Here is a 23,144-nt window from a genome sequence, read left to right on the forward strand (position 1 = left end):
CCGACTCAGGGCACCAGCGCCAGCTTGCCGCCGGGGTGCCCGGACTCCAGCAGCTCCGCGGCCGCCTTCGCCTCGGCGAGCGGGAACGTCCGCGCCACCGGGACCTCGAGCTGTCCGGCCCCGGCCAGGTCGATCAGTCGCTGCCGCACCGAGTCGCGGAACGCCTTGCTCGCTGGCTGCGCCCCACCGACGGCGGCGAACCCCGCCTCGGCGGCGCGCGCCTGCGCGGCGATGGTGACGATCCGGTCGCGGTCCGCGACCACCGCGAGCGAGACGTCGACGGCCTCGTCGGTGCCCACGCAGTCCAGTGCCACGTCGATGCCGGAGGGTGCGAGCGACCGGACCCGTGCCTCCAGGCCGTCGCCGTACGCGACCCACTCGCCACCGAAGCGTCGCACGACGTCCGCACCCCGCTCGGAGGCGGTGCCGATGACGCGCGCGCCGAGCAGGCGAAGCTGCTGCAGCAGGCTGACGCCGACTGCTCCGGAGGCACCGTGCACCAGCACGGTGTCGCGCCCCGCGGCACGGGTGACGCGCAGCATGTCGGCTGCGGTGGTGCCCGCGAGCAACAGGTTCGCCGCCTCGGGGAAGCCGAGCCCGACGGGCTTCGCGAAGACGTCCGCAGCCGGGACGGTGAGGGACGACGTCCAACCGCCGGCGACCCGGAACGCCAGGACTTCGTCGCCGACCGCTCCCCCGCCGGACGCGATGGTGGTGTCCGGTCCGACCGCAGTGAGCACGCCGGCGACCTCGTAGCCGACGGGCACGGGCAGGTCGGCCGGGTCGCCCTGCCGCGTGTGCTTCGTGTCGGCGGGGTTCATGCCGGCGGCGCGGACCGCGATGGTGACCTCGCCGGGTCCCGGTGCGGCGACCTCGGTGTCCACGAATTCGAGGACCTCGCTGCCGCCGAACCGCGGTGCCACCCAGTGCTTCGTCATGCGGCCGACGCTACGCCCCGATCCGCCGGCGGCGTGCGTGGGTGCCGGGTAGTCCGTCGCCGTGACGGGGAACGAGTACGGCGTGCCGGCGGTCGCGTCCCTCCCGCCTCCGTCCGATCTGGACCACGACGGCTGTTCGGTATCGTCCTCACATGCCGCGCGCCGCGATCGTCGTCAACCCGTCCAAGGTCGACCTGCGGGTGCTCCGCAACACCGTCGCGGCTGAGGAGGACCGGAGCGGCTGGGCTCCCACGACCTGGTTCGAGACCGCGGCGTCCGACGACGGCCGCGCCGCCGCGACCGACGCACTCGCCAGCGCGCCGGACGTCGTCCTGGTCGTCGGCGGCGACGGCACGCTGCGCGTCGCAGCCGAGGTGCTGCACGGCTCCGGCGTGCCCCTCGCCGTGCTCCCCGTCGGCACCGGGAACCTGTACGCCCGGAACCTGCGCATCCCGCTGAACGACGTCGCCGGCTCGGTCCGAGCCGCCTTCAGCGGAACCGATCGGCCGGTCGACCTCGCGTTCGCCGAGCTCACCGACCCGCAGGGCGCCACGACACGCCACGCCTTCCTGGTGATGGCGGGCATCGGCCTCGACGCGAACATGGCGGCCAACACCAACGCACGCCTCAAGAAGCGGTTCGGGTGGCTCGCGTACTCCGACCCGATCATGCGGTCCGTCATCGGCAACCGGCAGATCGACCTGCGGTACCGCCTCGACGACGGTGACACCCGGACGATGCGGGCGCACACCGTCATCGTCGGCAACTGCGGCACCCTGACCGCCGGCGTCCTGCTGCTGCCCGCCGCGAAGCCGGACGACGGGGTGCTCGACGCGGTCGCGTTCCGCCCCGGTCGGACGGTCGGCTGGGCCGGCGTGGGCTACGGCCTGTCGCTGAACCGCTTCTTCCACCGGACCGGGTTCGGCCGGTTCCTGTGGTGGCTCATCCCGGCCACCCGGACGCTGCGGTACACGAGCGCACGGGTCCTCGACCTCGAGCTGGACCAGCCCGAGCAGGTCCAGCTCGACGGCGACCCGTTCGGCACCGTGGTGGCGGTGCGGCTGACGGTGGACCACGGCGGGCTCACCATCCGGATGGGGCCGTCGCGGTGACCACGTGAAGACGGGAGGCCCGGTGCCAGCTGGCACCGGGCCTCCCGTCATCGCTGGGCCACGTCGAGAGCGTCAGCCGCGCGCGACACGCACCCGGTCCGCGAACGCTGCGTGCAGCGGGTGCTCCGCGGCGAGGCCGGTGATCTGCGTCACCACGTCGGCATCGGTCGCGTCCGAGGCCAGCAGCGCCTGCAGCTCGACACTCTGCTCGTCGTCGGCGACGTCGAAGCGGAGCGCCGCGCCCATCGCGTCGAGCAGCGCGGTCGGCTCGGTGCCGTCCTCGGCCAACGCCGCGGCGGGCGAGACGAAGCGCTCGTCACGCGACAGCTTGCGGAGCGGCTGCCGGCCGACGCGTGTCACCGTGTCGGGCAGGTGCGGGTTCTCGAACCGGGCGATGATCGCCTGGACGTAGGCGCGGTGCACCTCGGGGTCGAGTTCGTGGCGGCGGACGAGCAGGTCGCTCGTCTCGGCGAGGACGGACTCGAGCTCGGAGCGCACGGCGGGGATCGCGATGGCGTCGGAGATCTTGTCGGCCCCGGCGACGAAGCCGTGGTACGCGACGGTGGCGTGCCCGGTGTTCACCGTGAAGAGCTTGCGCTCGATCGAGGCGGCGAGGCCGTCGACGTAGTGCGCGCCGGGGATCTCCGGCTCGTTGCCGCCGAAGGGCGTGCGGTCGATGGCCCACTCGAAGTAGGTCTCGACGGTGACGTCGAGGCCGGCGCCCTCGGGCTGGGCCGGCACGATGCGGTCGACGGCGGTGTTCGCGAAGACGGCCTTCGCGAGTGCCGCGTCACGGCCCTCGGCCGGGAGCGCGTCGACGATGAACTCGCGCAGACGGTCCGTGGCGTTCAGGGCGTTCTCGCACGCCATCACGGCGATGGGCGCAGCGTCCGCGTCGCGCTGCTGCAGCGCCCGCGCGATCACCGGGGCGATGAACTTCAGGACGTTCGGGCCCACCGCGCAGGTGACGATCGCGGCAGTGGCGATCTCGGCGACGACGCCGTCCTCGTCCTGCGCGCTGTTGAGGGCGCGGAAGTTCGTGACCTCGTGGTCCTGCGCTTCGGTGCCGACCTCGTGCACGGTGTACGAGTCGGCGGCGGCGAGGGCGTCGATGAGCGGCGCGGCGACGTCGGCGAAGACGACCTCGTAGCCCGCTTCGTGCAGGAGGAGCCCGACGAAGCCGCGGCCGATGTTGCCGGCACCGAAGTGGACGGCGGTGCCCCGGTCGGTGGTGCTCACTCGTTGACCTCGCCGAGGATCGACAGGATCGCGCTGGTGTCGGCCGCGTCGGTGAGCTTCTGGACCTCGTCCTCGTCCGAGAACACGATCGCGATCTTGGACAGGATGTCGAGGTGCTCGTTGTTCACGCCGGCGATGCCGACGACGAAGCGCACGGGGTTGCCGTCCCAGTCGATCGGGCTGGCGTAGCGGATGAACGACAGCGCGGACGACTTGATGGCGTCCTTCGCGTCGTTCGTACCGTGCGGGATGGCGAGGAAGTTGCCCATGTACGTGGACACGCTCTTCTCACGCTCGAGCATCGCCGGGTAGTAGTCAGCGGTGACCGCGCCCGCAGCTTCGAGGATCTCGGCCGCCTCCTTCATCGCCTCCGACTTGGTCGGCGCGGTGTCCTCGGTGTGGATCCGGATCTGGCTCTCCTGCAGGACGGGCATCGTGGTTCTCCTTGGTGTTCGAGGACGTGACGGAGGGGACGGGGATGTCCCCGTCCCCTCCGATACTGCACTTCGTTACTGGTGGTGGCGTTACTGGTTCTTGAGCTGGTCGACGACCTGGTCGTACTGCGGCGCGTTCATGAAGTTGCCGACCGACACGTGCTGTGCGTTCGGGTTCTTCTGCTTGGCGCGGTCCGTCAGTTCTTCCTGCGTGATGATCAGGTCCTCGTCACCGGACAGGTTCGCGATCGCCTTGTTGGTGACCGTGACCCCTTCGATGCCCGCCTTCTTGATCTTGTTGCGCAGGACGCTGGCGCCCATGGCGCTCGACCCCATGCCCGCGTCGCAGGCGAACACGAGGTTCTGGACCTTCGTCGCGGTGGCGGTGGTTCCGGCGGCGGCTGCCTCTTCCGAGTTGGCCGGGGCGGTGCCGCCGAAGAGCCCTGCGGTCGCGGCGTTCGCGTCGCGGCCCTTGGTGGCCTGCATCTTGTCGAACGCTGCGGTCATGTCGCCGCCGCCGTTGGCGAGGTCGCGCTTGCGGCTGGCCAGCAGGAAGAACGACGCGACTGCGAAGGTGACCGCTGCGGACAGGATGACCGACAGGATGACGCCGACGTAGCTGTCCTTCGCCGTCGCCGTCAGCACGGCGAAGATCGATCCGGGCGAAGCCGGGGCGACCAGGCCGGAGCCGAACAGGACGTTCGTGCCGACGCCTGTCGCACCACCGAGGATGACGGCGATGAACAGGACCGGCTTCTGCAGCACGTACGGGAAGTAGATCTCGTGGATGCCACCGAAGAACTGGATGAGGATCGCACCGGGAGCGGTCGAGCGGGCGATGCCGACACCGAAGAAGGTGAAGGCGAGCAGGATGCCCAGACCGGGGCCGGGGTTCGCCTCGAGCAGGAACAGGATCGACTTGCCGGAGTCCTGCACCTGCTGGGCGCCGAGCTGGTCGAGCACACCGTGGTTGATGGCGTTGTTCAGGAAGAACACCTTGGCCGGCTCGATGATGACGCTGGCGAGCGGCAGCAGCGAGTGCTGGACGAGGAAGTTCACCGCGTCGCCGAGGCCCTCGGCGATGAGCTTGAACAGCGGGGCGAGCCAGAAGAACCCGACCATCGCCAGCCCGAAGCCGAGGATGCCGGCCGCGTAGTTGTTGACGAGCATCTCGAAGCCCGGCTTGATCTTGCCGTCCCAGATCTTGTCGATCTGCTTGATGAGGTACGCGCCAAGCGGCCCGCAGATCATCGCGCCGAGGATCATGATCGTGCCGTTGGCGCCGAGGATGACACCCATCGCCATGATCGAGCCGACGACGGCGCCGCGGGTCTCGTAGATCATCCGGCCGCCCTGGAAGGCGATCGCGAGCGGGATCAGGTACGTCAGGATCGGGCCGACGAGACCGATGTTGGCCACACCGTCCGTCTCACCGAACCCGCCGAGGATCCCGACGGGGGTCCATCCGGTCTCGATGAAGAAGGCGGTGATCAGGCCCCACGCGATGAAGATCGCGATGTTGGGCATGACCATGCCGGAGAGGAACGTGCCGAACTTCTGAACGGCGACGCGTGCGCCGCCCCGCGACTTCGCGGGTGCGTCGGGCGCTGCAACGGACGACGTTGTCATGTGCGGTGACTTTCTGTGTGGTGGAGCTGCTGCTGGTGCGGACGGGGTGTTGGGGATGGTGCGGCTCAGACGGCGTGCGCGGCCGCTGCGGCGGACTTCGCGGCCGCCGCCGTGGACGCGGCGAGTGCCGCCTGGGCCATCTCGCGGGCCTGCTCGAGCGTGTGCTGACCGAGTTCGGCGCGCACGTCGGCCAGGGCCGCGGGGGTCATGGAGAGGGTGGTGGCGCCGAGGCCGACGAGCACGACGGCGAGCAGCGGGTCGGCTGCGGCCTCACCGCAGATGCCGACGGGCTTGCCCGCGTCGGCACCGGCCGCTCCGAGCTGCGCGACGAGGCGCAGGACGGCGGGGTGCCACGGGTCCTGGTAGGACGCGACGGTGCCGAGCATGCGGTCGGCGGCCATCGTGTACTGGGTCAGGTCGTTCGTGCCGATCGACACGAAGTCCGCGTTCTGGAACACCTGTTCGGCCATCAGGGCGAGCGACGGCACCTCGGCCATCACGCCGGCGGTGCGGATGCCGAGCTCGCGGGCGAGGGTGACGAAGTACTCGGTCTCCTCGGCGTCGGCGACCATCGGGGCCATGACCCAGAGGTCGGCCTCGGTCGCGGCGTCCGCCTGGGCGAGTGCGACGAGCTGGTCGCGCAGCACCTCGGGGTGGTTGCGCAGCGCACGGAGCCCGCGACGGCCGAGCGCCGGGTTCTCCTCGTCCTTGTCGGTGAGGAACGGCAGCGGCTTGTCGGCACCGGCGTCGAGCGCACGGACGACGACCTTCTTGCCCGGGAACGCGGCGAGGAGCTGACGGTAGGACTCGGTCTGCTCGTCGACGGTCGGCGCCTTCGGCGAGTCGAGGAAGAGGAACTCGGTGCGGAAGAGCCCCACGCCCTCCGCACCGAGAGCAACGGCGCCCGCGGCGTCGGCGGGGCTGCCGAGGTTCGCGAGCAGGGGCACGACGTGGTCGTCGGCCAGGGCACCGGCGGTGAGCGGTGCGGCCGCCGCGGCGAGCCGGTCGGCGATGCGCTGCTCGACGTCGGCCACCAGGGCCTCGGACGGCTCGGTCACGACGGTGCCGGCGACGGCGTCGACGACGATCGGCTGCCCGTCGGCCAGGTCGTCGGCACCGGTGACGCCGACGATCGCGGTGATGCCCTTGGCGCGGGCGAGGATCGCGGTGTGCGAGGTCGGGCCGCCGTCGCGGGTGACCAGCGCGAGGACTTTGTCGAGGTCCAGCAGTGCGGTGTCGGCCGGAGCGAGGTCACGGGCGACGAGGACGAACGGGGTGTCCGACTCTGGGACACCGGGGGCGTGCACGCCGCGGAGCTTCGCGATGATGCGCTGGGCGACGTCGTCGAGGTCGGCTGCGCGCTCCCCCATGTAGCCGCCCATGCCGACGAGCAGGTCACGGAACTGCGCGAACGCCTCGTACACGGCACGCTCGGCGTTGGTGCCGCCGTCGATGCGCGTGTGCACGTCGTCGAGGAGGGTCGGGTCCTGCGCCATGAGCGCCTGCGCCTCGAGCACGGCCTGGGCGTCGCCGCCGGCGAGCTGTCCGCGCTTGTTGAGGTCCTCGGCCACTGCGGCCAGTGCGTCGTGCACGGCCTGCTTCGCGTCGTCTGCCGAACCGGTCAGGGCGTCCTTCGACGGTTCGCCGAGCGGGTCCGCCATGCGGAGCACGGGGCCGTGGGCGACGCCGCGGCCGACGCCGGTGCCGAGCAGTTCGGACATTCGAGACTCCTTCATCTCACACGCGCTTGCGGTGGGGTGTTCGTTCGGTGCGCGCACGGCTGAGACGGGACCTCGCCGGTGCGGCTGAGCAGCACACTACCCCGATCCGCGTTGACAAACAAACACATCCGGGGATAAAAATGCAGAAACAGATGCCCGTTTGCGTCTGGCGGCCAGCCACTTCGGCTCGGTTCCGTCAGGTTCGTGCCCGGTCATGTCCGTTCCGTTCCGACCAGGAGACGACGAGGTCCGATGTACGCACCAGAACGCCACCAGCGCATCGTCGAGCAGGCGCGCGCGCAGGGGCGGGTCGACGTCAAGGACCTCGCCGAGCTGCTCGAGGTCACGCCCGAGACCATCCGCCGCGACCTCACCTCGCTGGAGCGACGGGGACTGGTCCGACGTGCCCACGGCGGGGCCATCCCGGTCGAGCGCATCACGATCCACCCCGGTGTCGGCGACCGCGGCGGCATCAACCAGGCCGAGAAGATGGTCATCGCCGAGGCCGCGCTCGAGGAGCTGCCGGAGAACGGCTCGATCATGATCGACGCCGGCACCTCCACCATCTGCCTCGCCGAGATGCTGCCGACCGACCGCGGACTCACCGTCGTCACCCACTCGCTCCCCGTCGCGATGGCCGTCGCGAACCGGCCGGGCATCGACCTGCACCTGCTCGGCGGCAACATCCGCAGCGACTCCCTGGCCGGCGTCGGCACGTGGACGCACCAGCTCATCGGCATGGTGAGCGTCGACGTCGCCTTCGTGAGCATCAACGGGATCACCCCGGAGCGCGGCCTGACGACCCACAACATGGCCGAGGCCGCGGTGAAGTCGGCGATGATCAAGTCCGCCCGCCGCAGCATCCTGCTCGCCGACCACACCAAGTTCGGCCGCGAGGAGTTCGGCCGCGTCGCACCCCTCGCCGCCATCGACACGATCATCACCGATCCCGCCGTCAACCTCGACCTGGTCCGCGAGGTCGAGGCCGCCGGCACCGAGGTGTTCTGGCCCGGTCGACCCTGACCGCTCGCCCGACCCGCCCATCCGGCGCTCGCTAGCATGAGCGCACCACCCATCGACAGGAGTACATCGATGTCCGAAGCCACCCGCACCGTGACCGTCGCCAGCGCGTCCGGCCTGCACGCGCGCCCCGCGTCCCTCTTCGTCCAGACCGTGACGGCCTCCGGCCACCAGGTCACGATCGCCAAGGGCGACAAGTCCGGCAACGCCGGCAGCATCCTCGCCCTGCTCGGCCTGGGCATCGAGAACGGTGATGAGGTCAGCCTCACCGTGACCGGCGACGACGCCGAGACCACCGCCGACAGCCTGGTCGAGTTCCTGCAGACGGACCACGACGCGGCCTGATCGCGCGGATCCGACGGACGGGAGGCACGGTGCCAGCTGGCACCGTGCCTCCCGTCCGTCGTGCGGTCCCCCGCACTGCCATGCCCGGGCCCGCCCCGTCCGTCCGGCCCGCCGGCCGGCCCGTCCGGCCCCGGGGTTCCGAAATCTCGGCATCTCGACGCGCCACGGGCCGGTCCGTGGAACCTCGGCGGACGACACGCGGCGAGTCGTGGAACCTCGAATCGATGCGGTCCGGGGCTGTCGGCGCCCGCCGATAAGGTGGTCGGCATGACACGCCTGCGCCTCGCATCCGTCAACGTGAACGGCGTCCGCGCCGCCTTCCGCAAGGGCATGGGCGACTGGCTCGCCACCCGCGACGTCGACGTGCTCGCCCTGCAGGAAGTGCGTGCGTCGAGCGAGGACCTGGCCGGTCTGCTCGGCGACGAGTGGGACATCGTGCACGACCCCGCGACCGCCAAGGGCCGAGCGGGTGTCGCGATCGCGTCCAGGCACTCGGCCCAGATCCACCGCGTCGCCCTCGGACCGGACGAGTTCGACTCCGCCGGCCGCTGGCTCGAAGCCGACTACGAGATCGGCGGCACCACGGTCACGGTCGTGTCCACCTACGTGCACTCGGGCGAGGTCGACACCCCCAAGCAGGACGAGAAGTGGAAGTTCCTCGACGCCATGACCGAGCGACTGCCCGCCCTCCGCGCGCACAACCCGCTCGCCGTCGTCGTCGGTGACCTGAACGTCGGGCACGACCAGCGCGACATCAAGAACTGGAAGGGCAACGTCAAGCGAGCGGGCTTCCTGCCGCGCGAGCGCGCCTACTTCTCGCGCTTCTTCGGTGCCGACGGCGAACCGGTCGAGGGCGCTGACGGCTCGACCGGTCCGGGCCTCGGCTGGGTGGACGTCGGGCGTGCGCAGGCCGGCGACGTCGAGGGACCGTACACGTGGTGGTCCTGGCGCGGCCAGGCGTTCGACAACGACACCGGCTGGCGCATCGACTACCAGATGGCCACGCCCGACCTCGCGGCGAAGGTCACGGAGTACACGGTCGACCGCGCCGCGGCGTACGACCAGCGATGGTCCGACCACGCCCCCGTGGTCGTCGACTACGAACTCTGATCCCCACTCGTTGCGCTCCACCTGACCCACAGGAACACCACCATGACCAAGACCCGCATCTTCTCGGGCATCCAGCCGTCCGCCGGCTCGCTGCACCTCGGCAACTACGTCGGGGCGCTCATGCAGTGGCGCGACCTGCAGGACGACTTCGACGCCATCTACTGCGTCGTCGACATGCACGCGATCACCTCACCGCAGGACCCGGCCGAGCTCCGCGCGAGCACCCGGGCGACGGCCGCGCAGTACATCGCGTCGGGCATCGACCCGACGAAGTCGACGCTGTTCGTGCAGTCGCACGTGCCGGCCCACGCCGAGCTCGCCTGGGTGCTCAACACCCTCACCGGTTTCGGTGAGGCGAGCCGGATGACCCAGTTCAAGGACAAGTCGGCGCGGCAGGGGTCCGAGGCCGCGTCGGTCGGGCTCTTCACGTACCCGGTCCTGATGGCCGCCGACATCCTGCTGTACGACACCAAGGTCGTACCGGTCGGCGACGACCAGCGCCAGCACGTCGAGCTCACCCGCGACCTCGCCGGACGCTTCAACTCGCGGTTCGGCGACACGTTCGTCGTGCCCGAGGCCCGCATCGGCACTGAGACGGCGCGCATCTACGACCTGCAGGACCCGACGAGCAAGATGAGCAAGTCGGCGGCGTCCGACAGCGGCCTGATCCGGCTGCTCGACGACCCGAAGCGCACCGCGAAGAAGATCAAGTCGGCCGTCACCGACGACGAGCGCGAGATCCGCTCCGACCGGCAGGCGAAGCCGGGCGTGACGAACCTGCTCGCGATCCTGTCCGCCTTCAGCCGGACCCCCGTCGCCGAGCTCGAGGCATCGTTCGCGGGCAAGGGCTACGGGGACCTCAAGGGCGCGGTCGCCGACGCCGTCGTCGCCGAGCTGGAGCCGGTGCGCACCCGCACGCTCGAGCTGCTCGACGACCCGGCGGAGCTCGACCGGCTGCTCGCCGTCGGCGCGGACCGTGCCGAGTCCATCGCGCAGGAGACCCTGGCGCGCGTGTACGACCGGATCGGGTTCGTCCCGCGCTCGCGCGGCTGACCGTGCTGCCGGTCACGCTGGAGTCCGCCCGGGTCCGCCTCGACGTCCCGACCCGGGCGGACACCGCGGCGATCACCGACGCCTGTCAGGACCCGGACATCGTCCGCTGGACGACGATCCCCACGCCGTACCGCGAACAGGACGCACGGACCTTCGTCGACGCCCTGGTCGGCCCCGGCTGGGCGTCGGACCGCGAGTACACCTGGGCGATCCGTCGCAGTGGGTCCTCCTGGCTCGAGGGGATCATCGGGTACCGCACGGCCGGCCGCGACCTGGGGTTCTGGCTGGCACCCTCGGCCCGCGGCGCCGGCCTGATGCACGATGCGGTCGAGCTCGTCGTCGAATGGGCCTTCGCCGACGGGGCTCCGGACGTCTACTGGGAGTGCTACGAGGGCAACACGGCGTCGGCCGCGGTCGCCCGCAGCGCCGGGTTCTCGTTCACCGGCGCCGGGCCCGCACGGATCCCCGGACGCGACGGCGGACCGACGACCGCCTGGACCGCCCTGCGCCGGGCCGACGGCGCGCCCGCATCGCACCTCCCGTGGCCCGACGCTCCGTGACACAGCGCCCCGTGACCCGGTCCCGCATGACGCCGCGTTCCCGACGATGACGCGTCACCGATCCGCCGCCGGTAGGCTCGATCCGTGAGCGACACGGCACGACCCACCGAGGTCCGGGCGATGCGCCGCGGGCTCGAACTCGCGGCCCTCGGGCCCGTCGTGGGCGACCACGCACGGGTCGGCGCGGTGATCCTCTCCCCCGCCGGCGACGTCCTCGCCGAGGGGTGGCACAAGGGCGCCGGAACCCCGCACGCCGAGGTCGACGCGATGGCGAAGGTCGATCCGACTCAGCTCCGCGGCGCGACGGCCGTCGTCACCCTCGAGCCCTGCAACCACACCGGCCGCACCGGCCCCTGCGCCGTCGCCCTGATCGAGGCCGGGGTCGCCCGTGTCGTGTACGCCATCGACGACCCGGGTACGGATGTGCACGGTGGCGCCGACCGTCTCCGCGCCGCCGGGGTCGACGTCGTGTCCGGAGTGCTCGCCGACGAGGCCGAGGCGTTCCTCGAACGGTGGCTCCTGTCGGTCCGACTCGGACGCCCGTGGGTCACCGTGAAGTGGGCCTCGAGCCTGGACGGCCGGGCCGCGGCTGCCGACGGGACGAGCAAGTGGATCACCGGCGCCGCAGCCCGGCAACACGTGCACGAGCAGCGTGCCGCGCACGACGCGATCCTGGTCGGCACCGGCACCGTCCTCGCCGACGACCCGAGCCTGACCGCTCGCGGTGACGCGGGCGAACTCCTCGCCGACCAGCCGCTCGCGGTCGTGCTCGGTGACCGCGCCGTCCCCGATGACGCCGCGGTCCGCCGACACCCCCGTGGGCTGGTGACGCTGCCGGGGCACGACCTCGCCGCGTCGGTCGCCGCCCTGCGTGGGCACGGCGTGCACTCGGTGTTCGTCGAGGGCGGCCCCACCGTCGCGTCCGCGCTCATCGCCGCCGGGCTCGTCGACGAGTACCTCGTGTACGTCGCCCCGATCCTGCTCGGCGGACCCCGGGTCGCCCTCGACGACCTCGGGGTGGGAAGCATGTCCGGGCGTCGGCGGTTGGACGTACTATCGACCACCAGCCTGGGCCCTGACCTGCTGGTCCGAGCCCGACCGCAACGCAGCGCGACAGCGCAGCCAGCGCCACCACAGACAGCGCAGCAGCAGACACCGCAGCAGCACGACGCAGCACCCGGGTTCGGAGACGACGGGCCCACGAACGACCGGAGCACCCCATGACCGACGCGCTGACCTCCTCCACCCCGGGCAGCCCCGTCCAGTTCGAGGTGTCGACGAACGTCCCCACCACCCACGGCACGTTCCAGATGCGCGCCTACCGCGACCTCGTGACCGGCGCGGAGCACGTCGCGATCATCGGCGCGCTGCCCGACGGGTCCGCCCCGTCCGACGGCGCCCTGGTCCGTGTGCACTCCGAGTGCCTGACCGGCGAGGCGTTCGGCTCGCTGAAGTGCGAGTGCGGGCCCCAGCTCGACGCCGCGCTCGACACCATCGCTGCCGAGGGCGGCGTGGTGGTCTACCTGCGCGGGCAGGAAGGACGCGGCATCGGGCTCATCAACAAGCTCAAGGCCTACCGCCTGCAGGAAGACGGCCTCGACACGCTCGACGCCAACCTGGCGCTCGGGCTGCCGGCCGACTCCCGTGCGTACGGCGGCGCCGCGGGCATCCTCGCCGAACTCGGGATCACCCGCGTGCGACTGCTCTCGAACAACCCCGAGAAGCGTCGCCAGCTCGAGGAGCACGGCATCACCGTCGAGTCGCTCGTGCCGCTGGTCGTCGGCGTCTCGGCGCAGAACGCCGGCTACCTCGACACCAAGCGCGACCGGATGGGGCACCAGCTGCCCGCCCACCTCGAGGCCGGTGCCAGCGCCGGGGCGGGCGCCGGCGCAGGAGCCGCCAGCTGACTCTGGGCTGATTCGCAGGTGGGCGACATCTGTCGTACGATGTTGTCTTCCGTCACAAGCGGTCCCCCACCAACCGAACGCACCCGATCGGTGCCCGCGCCACCCTGCGCGAACCGATCGGTGTCCGCCGTTTCGGGTATCCGTGCTCCCTGCCAGGAGTGCGCACCACGGAAGACCACACGACACCCATGACCGCCGCACCGGCACCAGCAACCCCGACCTCAGCTCCGGCACCAGCAGGCAACCCGCGCTCGCGCGTCGTCATCGCCAGCCTCGTCGGCACCTCGATCGAGTTCTACGACTTCTACGTCTACGCGACGGCCGCGGTCCTCGTCTTCCCGACGCTGTTCTTCCCGAACGAGGACCCCACGGCATCGCAGCTGTCGTCGTTCGTGACGTTCGCCCTCGCCTTCTTCGCGCGGCCGATCGGGTCGATCATCTTCGGGCACTTCGGTGACCGGGTGGGCCGCAAGACCACCCTCGTCGCGTCGCTGCTCGTCATGGGCACCGCGACGTTCCTGATCGGCTGCCTGCCGACCTTCAGCACCATCGGCGTGTGGGCGCCGGTCCTGCTCGCCGTGATGCGCTTCGCCCAGGGCGTCGGCCTCGGCGGCGAGTGGTCCGGTGCGGCACTGCTCGCAACCGAGAACGCCCCCAAGGGCAAGCGCGGCGTCTTCGGTTCGATGCCGCAGCTCGGCGCACCGATCGGCTTCCTGCTCGCGAACGGCCTGTTCATCGCGATCAACGCCGCGATGCCCGCCGGTGCCGACGGCACCCCGAACGCCGACTTCCAGGCGTGGGGCTGGCGCATCCCGTTCCTGCTCTCCTCGGTCCTGGTCATCGTGGGGCTCTACGTGCGCTTCAAGCTCGTCGAGTCGCCGGTGTTCCGCGGCGTCCAGGAGTCCGGCACGGTCGCGAAGATCCCGCTGGGCCGAGTGTTCCGCACCTCGTGGAAGGCGCTCATCGTCGGCACGTTCGGCATGGTCGCGACGTACGTCCTCTTCTACTTCATGACCACGTTCACGCTGTCGTACGGCACCACCGGTGCCGAGGCCGGTCCGCTCGTCCCGAAGGTCGGCCTCGGCTACAGCCGCGGTGAGTTCCTGACGCTGCTCATGATCGGCGTCGTGTTCTTCGGCATCTTCACCCCGATCGCCGGCATCCTGGCCGACAAGTTCGGCCGCCGGAAGACCCTCATCCCGACCACGATCGGCATCGCGCTGTTCGGTCTGACGTTCCAGTTCTGGTTCGCCGCGTCGCAGGGCCCGATCACGGTGGTGACGTTCCTGATCGTCGGGCTGTCCCTGATGGGGCTGACCTTCGGGCCGATGGGTGCGCTGCTGCCGGAGCTGTTCCCGACGAACGTCCGGTACACCGGCTCGGCGATCGCGTACAACGTCGCGTCGATCCTCGGTGCCTCGCTCGCGCCGACGATCGCCCTGGCGCTGTGGAAGGCCGACGGCAACATCTTCCTGGTCGGGCTGTACCTGACGATCGCCGCCGTCGTGACGCTCGTCGCGCTGCTCTTCGTCCGTGAGACGAAGAGCAAGGAGTTCGCGGACGCCTGAGGCGTCACCAGGGACGGACGGGAGGCCCGGTGCCAGCTGGCACCGGGCCTCCCGTCCGTCCCTCGTCGCGTCCACGCACGGCGCGACCCTGTCTGTCAACTCAGGTTGACAGATGTCAGTGCGTCAATGTAGGTTGACGGCCATGGATCGACCGACCATCACGAGCCTCGCGGCCGGAGCCTCCGGGGACGACCCGTTCTCCGCCCTCGCGAACGTGCGCGAGCTCCGCCGTGAACTCGAACGGACCGAAGAACTCGCTGCCCGTGCCGCCCGCAACGCCGGGGCGTCGTGGCAGGAGATCGCGACCCTGCTCGGTGTCAGCCGACAGGCAGTGCACAAGAAGTACGGCAGAAACTAGGAACACGATGAGCCTCCCCTTCGCGCGCCCCAAGAAGACCGACGGCCCCCGCGCCACCTTCGGCCGCCTGTTGTCCTACCTGTTCGAGAACAAGCCGGCGATGGTCGTCATCATCGTGCTGAGCATCCTCGGCGCCGGGGCGTCGCTCGCGCAGCCGCTGCTCGTCAACCAGGTCGTCACGGCGGTGCAGCAGGGCAACACGCTCAGCACGCTCGTCTGGCTGCTCGTCGGGCTCGTCCTGGTCGCCGGCGTCCTGAACGGTGTGCAGCACTTCCTGCTCCAGCGTGCGGGCGAGGGCGTCGTGCTCTCGACGCGCCGCAAGCTCATCGCCCGCATCCTCAACCTGCCGATCTCGGAGTTCGACACCCGTCGCACCGGTGACCTGGTGTCCCGCGTCGGCAGCGACACCACGCTCCTGCGCGCCGTCCTGACCCAGGGCCTGATCGAGTCGATCGGCGGCGCCCTGACCTTCATCGGCGCGATCATCGCGATGGCGATCATCGACCCGCTGCTGCTCGTGATCGTGGTCGTCATCGTCCTGGTCGCGATCGTGGTCGTCGGCGGACTGAGCCGGCGCATCCGGGTCGCGTCGAAGCGTGCGCAGGAGAAGGTCGGCGACCTGACCGCGGCCGTCGAGCGCGGCATCGGCGCCGTCCGCACCATCCGCGCGGCCGGTGCCACCGAGCGCGAGGTGCACGAGGTCGACGGACACGCGACAGAGGCCTACCAGCGCGGCCTCGACATCGCGAAGATGTCCGCGTTCGTCGTGCCGGTCGCGAGCATCGTCATGCAGGTGGCGTTCATCGCCGTGCTCGGCGTCGGCGGGGCCCAGGTCGCCGCGGGCACCATCACCATCGCGACCCTCATCACGTTCATCCTGCTGCTCTTCATGATGATCATGCCGCTCGGCCAGGCGATGGGCGCCGCCGTCGCGGTCGCCCAGGCGCTCGGTGCGCTCGGCCGGATCGAGGAGATCCTGCACCTGCCGACCGAGGCGCAGGACGACGCCGCTGCGCGCCCCGCCGCCGCGGTCGCCTCCGACGACGCCATCACGTTCGAGCACGTCACGTTCCGGTACGCGGCTGCAGCGGATGCCTCCGGTCCGGACGGCGCCGTCGCGTCCGGCGCGGTGGACCGACCGGGAGGCCCGGATCGCCTCGCCGACGAGCGTCCGGCCGACGACGTGGTGCTCCACGACGTGTCGTTCCGCGTTCCCCGCGGCTCGCGGGTCGCACTCGTGGGCCCGTCGGGTGCTGGCAAGTCGACGACCCTCGCCCTGATCGAGCGGTTCTACGACCCGACCGAGGGCGTCATCCGGCTCGGTGGCATCGACGTCCGGGGCATGGACCGCCAGGAGCTCCGCGCCCAGATCGGCTACGTCGAGCAGGACGCACCGGTACTCGCCGGCACCATCCGCGCGAACCTGCTGCTCGGTTCGCCGGACGCGACCGAGGACGACTGCGTCCGCGTGCTCGAGGCGGTCAACCTCGGCGAGGTGCTGCACCGCGACCCGCGTGGGCTCGACGCCCAGGTCGGCGAGGACGGCGTGATGCTCTCGGGCGGAGAGCGTCAACGGCTCGCCATCGCCCGCGCCCTGCTCGCCGCTCCCCCGATCCTGCTGCTCGACGAGTCGACGTCGTCGCTCGACGGCGTGAACGAGCAGAAGATGCGGCTGGCGATCGATGCCGTCGCCGAGGACCGCACCCTGCTCGTCATCGCGCACCGGCTGTCCACCGTGGTCGACTCCGACGTCATCGTCGTGCTCGAGCACGGCCGGGTCGTCGGCGCCGGCACGCACTCCGAGCTGGTCGAGTCGACGCCGCTCTACCGAGACCTGGCGAAGCACCAGCTGCTGGTCTGAGCCCCGCCGCCGCGCCCGTTCAGGCGGCGAACGGGTCCGGGGTGAGCACGTACACGGTCTCGAGGTACTCCTCGATGCCCTCGTGCGAGCCCTCGCGGCCGAGCCCGGACGACTTCACCCCGCCGAACGGGAACGCTGCGTTCGACACGACGCCGGTGTTCAGCCCGAGCATCCCGGTCTCCAGGCGTTCGGCGAGCCGCTGCCCGCGCGGGAAGTCCGTCGTGAACGCGTAGGCGATGAGCCCGAACTCGGTGTCGTTGGCGAGCCGGATGCCCTCGTCCTCGGTCGCGAAGCGCGTGATCGACACGACCGGTCCGAAGATCTCGGTCGTCAGGATCTCCGACCCCGGCTGCACGTCGTCCAGCACCGTAGGCGCGTAGTAGGTGCCGGGCCGCTCGACGCGGTGTCCGCCGGTGACGAGCCGCGCGCCGCGGGTGACCGCGTCGTCGACGAGTCCGGCAGCCTTGTCCACTGCACGGTCGTCGATGAGCGGGCCCATCGTCGTGCCGTCCTCGGTGCCCCGGCCGATGCGGAGCGCGTCGACCTTCGCGGTGAGGGCGGCCACGAACGCGTCGGCGATGCCGTCCTGCACGAAGAACCGGTTGGCGGCCGTGCAGGCCTCGCCGACGTTCCGGAACTTCGCGAGCATCGCAGCGGTGACGGCGGCGTCGAGGTCGGCGTCGTCGAACACCAGCAAGGGGGCGTTGCCGCCGAGCTCCATGCTCGTCTTGAGCACGTTGTCCGCCGCCTGCTTGAGGAGCGCGGACCCGACCGGCGTCGACCCGGTAAAGGTGAGCTTGCGGAGGCGGCGGTCGGCGATGATCGGCTCGGACAGCCCCTTGGCGTCGAGGGACGGCACCACGTTGAGCACGCCGTCCGGCAGCCCGGCACGGCGGAACAGCTCGACCAGGAACAGCGTGGTCAGCGGCGTGAGCTCCGCCGGCTTCACGACGACCGTGCAGCCGGCCGCCAGTGCGGGGCCGATCTTGCGGGTCGCCATGGCGAGGGGGAAGTTCCACGGGGTGATCGCGTACACCGGGCCGACCGGACGCTTCAGGACGATCGCGCGTCCGGTGCCCTCGGGGTTGGTGCGGTAGTCGCCGCCGATGCGGACGGCCTCCTCCGAGAACCAGCGGAGGAACTCGCCGCCGTAGACCACCTCGCCGCGGGCCTCGGCCAGGGGCTTGCCCATCTCGAGCGTCATCAGGGCGGCCAGGTCATCCTCGTGGGCGCGGACCAGGTCGAACGCGCGACGCAACACGTCGGAGCGCTGCCGCGGAGCGGTCGCCGCCCACTCCTGCTGCGCGGCGACCGCGGCGTCGAGCGCGGCGATGCCGTCCTCGGGAGTGGCGTCGGCGACCTCGGCCAGCACGTCGCCGGTCGAGGGGTCGCGGACGGCGAACGTCGCGCCGCTCGCCGACGGGCGCCAGGACCCGCCGATGAACAGGCCCGTCGGGACGCCGTGCACGGTGACGTGGTCGTCGCCCACGGTCGTGGTGAGGTCGCCGGTCGTGGCGCTCGTGTCGGTGCTCGTGTCCGTGTTGGTCTCGGTGTTGGTCTCGGTGCTAGTCTCGGTCACAGCTGTGCTCCTCCGGGGTTCGCGAGCCCCTCGTCCATGTCGCTGCGGTCGACGTGCCCGCCGGCCGCTCGGATGTCGTCGAGCGCGCGGGCGCTGCGCTCGTCGTCGACGCCGGCGACCAGGTCCTCGTAGACCGCGACGTCGATGCCGGCGGCGCGGGCGTCGAGGGCCGAGGCCCGGACGCAGTGGTCGGTGGCGATGCCGACGATGTCGACGGAGTGCACCCGGTGCTCGGTCAGGATCTCCGGCAACGGCACGCCCGACTCGGTCCGCGCCTGGAACGCCGAGTAGTCCGGCGTGCCCTGGCCCTTGAAGACGTCGACGTCGATCGGCTCGGTGTCGAGCTCCGGGTGGTACTCGGCGCCCGGAGTGCCGGCCACGCAGTGCACGGGCCACGTGTCGACGAAGTCGGGGCCCTCGGGTCCGGCGAAGTGTCCGCCGTTGTCGTCGTCGCCGTGGTGCCAGTCGCGGGAGCCGACGATCAGGTCGTACTCCTCGGCGTGCCGGCCGAGGAACGCGCTGATCCGTTCCGCGAGGGCCGCGCCCCCGGTGACACCGAGCGCACCGCCCTCGGTGAAGTCGTTCTGGACGTCGACGATGAGGAGAGCCCGTGCCATGGGCCCATCCAACACCCGGTGACTCAGGAGTCGGTGAGCTTGCTCCCGCACGAGTAGGCCGCCGCGGTCACCGCGTCGAGCGCCGGCAGCGCGGCCGCACGCGAGGACCCGATGGCGTAGAACGCGAAGGTCAGGCGCGATCCGTCCGCGGCGTCGATGTACCCACCGAGGGTGTTCGCGCTGTCGATCCACCCGGTCTTCGCGTGCACCTTGCCGCGGGCGACGGCGTTCGCACCGGTGAAGCGGCTGGCCAGCGTGCCGGACTGCCCCGAAACGGGCAAGGCGTTCGCGAGGGTACCGAGGCCCTTCGCTCCGGCGGCGACCTGCACCATGAGGTGGGCGACGAAGTTCGGCGACACCGCGTTGGCGGCGCTCTCGCCCGAGCCGTCCTTGATGACGATGCCGGCCGGGTCGACGCCGTAGGAACCGAGCGCCGACTGGTACACCGAGGTCAGCGACGCCGCCGAGCCGTTCGAGCCGGACTCCTTCGACGACACCCGGGCGAGCATCTCGGCGAGGGTGTTGTCCGAGTTCGGGATCATCTGCCCGATCAGTGTCGACACCGGCTGCGACGACACCGTCGCGATGGTGTCCGTGCTGGTCGTGGCGCGCTTGACGATCTGTGCCGACCCCGCCCCGGCGACCCCGGCGTTCGCCAGTGCCGTCCGGAACGCGGTGCCCGCACGGCCGACCGGGTCCTCGGACCGGGGCGAGGTCGCCGCGGCCGGGTTCGCCCGGTCACCGTCGACCATGAGCGCCGTCACCTTCGGCTGGTACCCGATGGTGCGCTCGGACACCGGCCACGTGGGGTCCCACGCGTCGGCGTCGCTCCAGTACGTGTCGTCGGTGACGATCGTGGTGACGGGGGTGTCGCCGACCTTCGCCTTGACCTGTTGGGCGAGCTGCGCGAGCGTCGGGGCCCCCGGGTAGACCGTGCCGTTGCCGGCGGACAGGGTGGCGTCGCCGTGCCCGACCAGCGCGATGGTCCCGCCGGACTCCTGCGTGACCGTGGTCGGGATGCGGTGGTCGCCGCCGAGCACCGCGAGCGCCGTCGCCGTCGTCAGGGTCTTCATGACGCTGCCGGTCTGGGCGGCCTTGTCGCCGTCTTTCGAGAACAGGACCTCGCCGGTCTTCGCGTCCATGACGTACCCCTCGAACGCGCCGAGACCACTCGCCGACGCCGCGCCGGCGATCGAGCAAGTGCGCAGGGCGGAGGGGCCGGCCGGGTCCTTCGGCACGGCGCGGGCGTTCGGGGTGGGTGTCGGCGTGCTCGTCGGTCGCTTCGTGGTGGCGGTCGACCGGCTCGGCGTCGAGGTCGCTCGCGACGTGGTCGCCGGCGCGGCCGTCGTGCCCGTGTCCGGTGTCATCGCCGCGGCGACCGCGACGGCCCCGCCCGAACCGATCACGAGCAGGGCCGCGAGCCCACCGGCGATCCAGGGCACCGGGCGGCGCACGGCGGAGGCGCGCGCGGCTGCGACGGCGGCGCGGACACGCTCCGGCACGGAAGGCGGGGTGGGCTGCTGCTCGGACATCGCGACCGATCCTACGGAACTGCGGCAGGAGCCTCCAGGCCGGATCGTCCCGATGTGGACGACGCGACCCGGATCAGGGCGCTGTGGAGGCGTCGTCCGCGGGGTAGCGCACGCCGACCTGGCGGCGGGCCTCGTCCATGACGGCCATGATCGCGACCGACTGTTCGGCGTCCATCGGACCGCCCTCGTGCACGCCGGACGTGACCATCGCCTCGAACGCGCGCGCCTCGTGGCCGTAGCCGGCGAGCTCCTCGCGCGCGTCGAACTCCTCGACCACGACGCCGTCGCGGTCCCGGATCCGCCACGTCGTCGGGGTGTACCAGGTCGAGTCGACGTCGATGCGCCCCGCTTCGCCGATGACCGAGGCCGTGTTCGGGCTGCGCACGTCCATCCCGAAGTGGATCACCGACTGCGCACCGCCGTCGTGCGTCAGGACGATGCCCATCTGCGTGTCGACTCCCTGCGCGCTCAGCGTGCCGGCCGCGACGAGCGAGGTGGGCACGCCCAGCACGTCGACGGCGAAGGACACCGGGTACACGCCCAGGTCCAGCAGGGCTCCACCGCCGAGGGCGGGATCGCGTAGCCGGTGCGACGGGTCGGTGGGCAGGGCCTGGTGGTGCGTCGCCTCGACGAGCACCGGCCGGCCGATGCGCCCCTCGGCCAGGACCTCGCGGATCATCGCCATCTGCGGCAGGAACCGGGTCCACATCGCCTCGGTCACCGCGACGCCCGCCCGACGGGCAGCATCGACCACGGTCCGCGCTTCGGCCGCCGTCATCGTGAAGGCCTTCTCGACGAGGACGTGCTTGCCGGCGCGGATCGCGAGCAGGGCGTCCTCGGCGTGCCGGACGTGCGGGGTCGCGACGTACACGGCGTCGACCGTGTCGTCGGCGACGAGGTCCTCGTAGGAACCGTGCGCCCGTGGGATGCCGAACTCCGCCGCGAACGCCTCGGCGCCGTCGCGGGTGCGGCTGCCGACCGCCGTGAACTCGATGCCCGCGGCGACGCAATCGCCCACGAAGGACCGGGCGATGCCGCCCGTACCGATGACTCCCCAGCGAACCGTCATGCGGCCATGTCTACCAGGGCTGGCCGCAGCACTTTGGTATGGACTCCACGGGTGATTGCCAGCTAACGTGCTGCGAGATCCCCCATCCGGGGGTCACTCATCCCCGAGTCGAAGGTGTGCAGGTCCTCCATGCGCCGTTCCGTCCTCTCCGTCGTCGCCACCAGCGCCGCGATCGTCCTCACGTCCACCCTCGTCGGCGGTCCGGCCAGCGCACACGGGTGGGGCGACCCAGGACACGGACCGGGGCACTCCGCCGACGTCGGCCTGACCCCGCGGACGCACTTCACGATGGCTGCCGACGGCACGTCCGGTGCAACCCAGGGCGGCGAGGGCATCCCGAACATCGACTCCGTCAAGAAGACCATCGCCACCTACTACGGCGACCCCGGCACCGGACTCGCGAACCGCACCGACTCCCCGTACATCCGCGAGATGCGGTCCCTCGTCCGGCGGCAGGCCCCCGTCGTCGCCGCCCAGTGCGCCGTCGGCCGCAAGCTGCACCGCAACCCCGCGATCGTGCTCGACGCCGACGACACCACGCTCTGGACCTACGACATGGAGGTCGCGGACATGCACTTCGTCTTCGACCCCGCACGGCAGGACGAGTGGGTGCAGGACGAACGGTTCCCCGCGACCCCGTCGATGACCTCGCTCGTGTCGATCGCACAGCGTTCCGGCTGCACGATCATCGGGCTGACCGGCCGGAACGCCGATCAGGAGACTGCCACCATCGACAACCTGCAGCGCGTCGGCTACCCGCAGTTCTCGGCCACGAAGCGCGGCACCGAGACGTACTACACGAAGTGGACCGGGGTCGGGGCGTCGCAGCAGCCGTCGTACATCACCTGCGCCACGGCGAAGTGCACCACCGTCGAGTACAAGTCGCAGACCCGGGCGCACATCGAGTCACGATCGGGCGGCCGCTACGACGTGGTCGCGAACTTCGGCGACCAGTACAGCGACCTGCTCGGGGGCTCGGCGGACCGCAGCGTCAAGCTGCCGAACCCGACGTACTACCTGCCCTGACCCTCAGCGCCGGTGCTTGCCGAGTGCGGCGTCAGGCGCGGCCATCGGGTGGGTGCGGAACCAGCGCAGCAACGCTCGCGCCTTGCTGGTGTCCGCACTCCGGTCACCGTCGGACAGGAACGTGTCGAAGCCGTCGGGGAGCGCGGTCTCGTGGTCGCGGTCGAACGCCATCGTCCACTCGCCGAACCGCGGCGTGTGGATCCGCTCCTCGACGAGCAGCCCGACGTCGGTGTGCCGGGGGTCCTCGGTGATGCGCTGGTACGTCTCGAGGACCGCGGCCTCAGGCCCCTCGAGCAGCTGCATGAAGCGGCCGTCCTTGTACACGAGCAGGCCGGACAGGCCCGATGCGGCGTTCCGGGCCCTGGCGTGTTCGAGGAGCGCGTCGAGGCGGGGCTGGTCGAAGGGTTCGTCGGCGGCGCTCATGTAGACGAGTGACAGGAGCATGACGACCTTCCGAACGGAGAAC

At 71.2% G+C, this 23,144-nt stretch carries 21 protein-coding genes and 1 pseudogene; 12 read left to right on the top strand and 10 right to left on the bottom strand.

The features are described from left to right. Window positions 1-5 precede the first annotated feature (5 nt). On the bottom strand, window positions 6-938 hold the full coding sequence (locus EDF31_RS06915; protein ID WP_131845643.1) for an NADP-dependent oxidoreductase: 933 nt from the start codon (window positions 936-938) through the stop codon (window positions 6-8). Between the two features lie 152 nt (window positions 939-1,090). Between EDF31_RS06915 and EDF31_RS06920 the strand changes: the two genes are divergently transcribed. Further along, window positions 1,091-2,050, top strand: coding sequence for a diacylglycerol kinase family protein (locus EDF31_RS06920; protein ID WP_131845644.1), 960 nt, complete (start codon window positions 1,091-1,093; stop codon window positions 2,048-2,050). A gap of 72 nt (window positions 2,051-2,122) precedes the next feature. Here the strand turns inward: EDF31_RS06920 and EDF31_RS06925 are convergent, their stop codons facing one another. From EDF31_RS06925 to ptsP, 4 genes are all read right to left on the bottom strand, one after another. Further along, entirely contained in the window at window positions 2,123-3,289 is a 1,167-nt protein-coding gene (locus EDF31_RS06925; RefSeq protein WP_131845645.1) for a mannitol-1-phosphate 5-dehydrogenase, read from the bottom strand. Further along, the gene (locus EDF31_RS20310; RefSeq protein ID WP_027466426.1) at window positions 3,286-3,723 is read right to left on the bottom strand and encodes a PTS sugar transporter subunit IIA; all 438 of its coding nucleotides are present in this window, start codon (window positions 3,721-3,723) and stop codon (window positions 3,286-3,288) included. The genes EDF31_RS06925 and EDF31_RS20310 overlap by 4 nt, the downstream gene beginning before the upstream one ends. 90 nt (window positions 3,724-3,813) lie before the next feature. Beyond that, window positions 3,814-5,352: a PTS mannitol transporter subunit IICB gene (locus EDF31_RS06930; RefSeq protein ID WP_165903544.1), complete on the bottom strand. Its 1,539-nt coding sequence runs from the start codon at window positions 5,350-5,352 to the stop codon at window positions 3,814-3,816. A 65-nt stretch (window positions 5,353-5,417) separates the two neighbouring features. Next, window positions 5,418-7,073 (bottom strand): phosphoenolpyruvate--protein phosphotransferase, encoded by a 1,656-nt coding sequence (gene ptsP / locus EDF31_RS06935; RefSeq protein WP_131845646.1) that lies wholly within the window; start codon window positions 7,071-7,073, stop codon window positions 5,418-5,420. A gap of 252 nt (window positions 7,074-7,325) precedes the next feature. Here ptsP and EDF31_RS06940 point away from each other — a divergent pair, with 252 nt between their 5' ends. From EDF31_RS06940 to EDF31_RS06985, 10 genes and pseudogenes are all read left to right on the top strand, one after another. Further along, window positions 7,326-8,096: a DeoR/GlpR family DNA-binding transcription regulator gene (locus EDF31_RS06940; RefSeq protein ID WP_111086639.1), complete on the top strand. Its 771-nt coding sequence runs from the start codon at window positions 7,326-7,328 to the stop codon at window positions 8,094-8,096. A 69-nt stretch (window positions 8,097-8,165) separates the two neighbouring features. Next, on the top strand, window positions 8,166-8,438 hold the full coding sequence (locus EDF31_RS06945; RefSeq protein WP_111086640.1) for an HPr family phosphocarrier protein: 273 nt from the start codon (window positions 8,166-8,168) through the stop codon (window positions 8,436-8,438). A 267-nt stretch (window positions 8,439-8,705) separates the two neighbouring features. Then, entirely contained in the window at window positions 8,706-9,548 is an 843-nt protein-coding gene (locus EDF31_RS06950; RefSeq protein WP_123292347.1) for an exodeoxyribonuclease III, read from the top strand. Window positions 9,549-9,590: 42 nt separating this feature from the next. Next, a complete protein-coding gene (gene trpS / locus EDF31_RS06955) occupies window positions 9,591-10,601 on the top strand; it encodes a tryptophan--tRNA ligase (protein WP_111084195.1) in 1,011 nt (336 codons plus the stop codon). A 2-nt stretch (window positions 10,602-10,603) separates the two neighbouring features. Beyond that, window positions 10,604-11,161, top strand: a complete 558-nt coding sequence (locus tag EDF31_RS06960; RefSeq protein ID WP_165901356.1) for a GNAT family N-acetyltransferase — start codon at window positions 10,604-10,606, stop codon at window positions 11,159-11,161. Between the two features lie 120 nt (window positions 11,162-11,281). Continuing rightward, window positions 11,282-12,385 (top strand): bifunctional diaminohydroxyphosphoribosylaminopyrimidine deaminase/5-amino-6-(5-phosphoribosylamino)uracil reductase RibD, encoded by a 1,104-nt coding sequence (gene ribD / locus EDF31_RS06965; RefSeq protein ID WP_243649945.1) that lies wholly within the window; start codon window positions 11,282-11,284, stop codon window positions 12,383-12,385. Window positions 12,386-12,414: 29 nt separating this feature from the next. Beyond that, a pseudogene (gene ribA, locus EDF31_RS06970) lies at window positions 12,415-13,068 on the top strand (GTP cyclohydrolase II); the annotation flags it as partial. 188 nt (window positions 13,069-13,256) lie between these two features. Continuing rightward, entirely contained in the window at window positions 13,257-14,636 is a 1,380-nt protein-coding gene (locus tag EDF31_RS06975) for an MFS transporter (RefSeq protein ID WP_131845649.1), read from the top strand. A 142-nt stretch (window positions 14,637-14,778) separates the two neighbouring features. Beyond that, the gene (locus EDF31_RS06980; RefSeq protein WP_131845650.1) at window positions 14,779-14,994 is read left to right on the top strand and encodes a helix-turn-helix domain-containing protein; all 216 of its coding nucleotides are present in this window, start codon (window positions 14,779-14,781) and stop codon (window positions 14,992-14,994) included. A 7-nt stretch (window positions 14,995-15,001) separates the two neighbouring features. After that, window positions 15,002-16,855: an ABC transporter ATP-binding protein gene (locus EDF31_RS06985; protein ID WP_131845651.1), complete on the top strand. Its 1,854-nt coding sequence runs from the start codon at window positions 15,002-15,004 to the stop codon at window positions 16,853-16,855. Between the two features lie 19 nt (window positions 16,856-16,874). Here EDF31_RS06985 and EDF31_RS06990 read toward each other — a convergent pair whose 3' ends face one another. The 4 genes from EDF31_RS06990 to EDF31_RS07005 all read right to left on the bottom strand — a co-directional run bounded on the left by EDF31_RS06990 (window position 16,875) and on the right by EDF31_RS07005 (window position 21,652). Continuing rightward, window positions 16,875-18,302 (bottom strand): NAD-dependent succinate-semialdehyde dehydrogenase, encoded by a 1,428-nt coding sequence (locus EDF31_RS06990; protein ID WP_243649946.1) that lies wholly within the window; start codon window positions 18,300-18,302, stop codon window positions 16,875-16,877. Window positions 18,303-18,430: 128 nt separating this feature from the next. Then, window positions 18,431-19,051: an isochorismatase family protein gene (locus tag EDF31_RS06995; RefSeq protein WP_131845653.1), complete on the bottom strand. Its 621-nt coding sequence runs from the start codon at window positions 19,049-19,051 to the stop codon at window positions 18,431-18,433. Between the two features lie 23 nt (window positions 19,052-19,074). Beyond that, a complete protein-coding gene (gene dacB, locus EDF31_RS07000; RefSeq protein ID WP_243649917.1) occupies window positions 19,075-20,583 on the bottom strand; it encodes a D-alanyl-D-alanine carboxypeptidase/D-alanyl-D-alanine-endopeptidase in 1,509 nt (502 codons plus the stop codon). A gap of 73 nt (window positions 20,584-20,656) precedes the next feature. Beyond that, window positions 20,657-21,652 carry a Gfo/Idh/MocA family oxidoreductase gene (locus EDF31_RS07005; RefSeq protein ID WP_131845654.1) on the bottom strand — a complete coding sequence of 332 codons (996 nt, stop codon included), beginning with the start codon at window positions 21,650-21,652 and terminating at the stop codon, window positions 20,657-20,659. A gap of 129 nt (window positions 21,653-21,781) precedes the next feature. Here EDF31_RS07005 and EDF31_RS07010 point away from each other — a divergent pair, with 129 nt between their 5' ends. Beyond that, the gene (locus tag EDF31_RS07010; protein ID WP_131845655.1) at window positions 21,782-22,678 is read left to right on the top strand and encodes an HAD family acid phosphatase; all 897 of its coding nucleotides are present in this window, start codon (window positions 21,782-21,784) and stop codon (window positions 22,676-22,678) included. 3 nt (window positions 22,679-22,681) lie between these two features. On the opposite strand, the gene EDF31_RS07015 is transcribed toward EDF31_RS07010, so the two are convergent. After that, the gene (locus EDF31_RS07015) at window positions 22,682-23,122 is read right to left on the bottom strand and encodes a BLUF domain-containing protein (RefSeq protein WP_123938665.1); all 441 of its coding nucleotides are present in this window, start codon (window positions 23,120-23,122) and stop codon (window positions 22,682-22,684) included. Between the last annotated feature and the right edge of the window lie 22 nt (window positions 23,123-23,144).

The organism is Curtobacterium sp. PhB142 (assembly GCF_004341255.1).
GTDB lineage: Bacteria > Actinomycetota > Actinomycetes > Actinomycetales > Microbacteriaceae > Curtobacterium.